A 1358-nucleotide genomic window follows, 5' to 3' on the forward strand; every position below is an offset into this window, starting at 1 on the left:
CCAGTAGTTGTGATGGTGTTTAGTTGGTTGTGGTGTTGTTGTTTGTTTTTGTGGTGTTTTTGGTTGGTTAGTATGGGAGGAGTTATCAGTTTATCGGTTGTTTTTTGTGTGTGAAAACTAAAACGTTTAACAAACTGATAGCTCCGGATGAGGAGTTTTGTTTTCGCAGGTTAAAGCCTTTGTCGCGTTTGTTCTCCAGACTTTTCCATTACATGGGAAAGGATGGAGAGGTGGTTTTCAGGTATCTTGTGGGTTGTTGTCTTGATAATACGAGCATCAGCGATTACTGCAGGGATCATAAAGCGGTGTGTTCCAGCACGGTGCTGAAACTGGGCAGGGTTCCGGTTGAGGAGATGGCCGGGAATTGTAACAGGCTTATCCGGGAAACGATGAGGATGGCCTTGCGAAGCGGACGGTATCGGAATTGCGATACCAGTCTTGATTATCATGATATGCCCTACCATGGAAGAAGAAAAGAGCACACCATCAAGGTTCTTGTTAACGGTAAATATCGAAGATGTTATCGTTTTGCCGTGTCCTCCCTCACCGCAAGGGATCGTTTTCTCGCGACCGGGATACAACTGTACAAAGAAGGAGACGGCAACCTCCTCATGGTGGACAGGCTGCTTGACACCGTTCCCGGTGGTCATGATCTGGTGCTCATGGATCGCTATTTCTGCGGCGTGGACGTTTTCAACCGCGTGGAAGAAAAAGGCATGCATTACCTCACTCCTTACAAGACCAACAATCGGATAGATGAACTGTACCTGGAAAGCCTCCTTGACGGAGAGACCGTGAAACCCTACAAGATGAGAAAGAAGGGAGCGGAAAAGAAAAAAGTGAACATACACCTGGTAGCCTATCCCGAGGAGGAATACCGCGCCTACGTGTCAGACCTCACCGACAGGGGAATAGAGGAACGTTACACTTATCGTTGGAATATCGAGAATCTTTTTAAAGTGATGAAATGGCTGAAACCAGTGACAAGCACCACCAGAGAATCATTCAGACTCCTCCTCACCACAATAGCACTGATCCTCGCAAGCCTCTGGAAACTCCTTGTTATCACAAAACAACACGTAACAGTGAAAAGATTCAAAAAACAACTCGAAACCATACTACAACAAACACCAGAATACCATGATATCATGATCACTACGACCACAAAAACCTAGCAAACACAGTAACAAGGCCCTTTTTCATGAGAACACCATCGACAAACCCCAAAAAACACAGCTTCTCAAACCATTAATCAACAAAAACAATCGATTAATCAAAACACCAACAAAATATTAAGAAAAAGAAAACAACCACAACCCCTATCCAAACAACCAACTAAACACCATCACAACTACTGG

General features: G+C 44.6%; 1 protein-coding gene. It reads left to right on the forward strand.

Annotation, left to right across the window (positions count from 1 at the left end):
- Positions 1-212 precede the first annotated feature (212 nt).
- Complete coding sequence (locus CUJ83_RS15510) at positions 213-1175, forward strand: transposase (protein WP_230743378.1); 963 nt, start codon at positions 213-215, stop codon at positions 1173-1175.
- Positions 1176-1358 lie beyond the last annotated feature (183 nt).

The sequence above is a fragment of the Methanooceanicella nereidis genome, from assembly GCF_021023085.1.
Classification (GTDB): domain Archaea; phylum Halobacteriota; class Methanocellia; order Methanocellales; family Methanocellaceae; genus Methanooceanicella; species Methanooceanicella nereidis.

Excerpts from the sequence above, each read along its gene's own strand:
- CUJ83_RS15510 (WP_230743378.1), top strand. The coding sequence starts at position 213 with ATGGGAAAGGATGGAGAGGTGGTTTTCAGGTATCTTGTGGGTTGTTGT.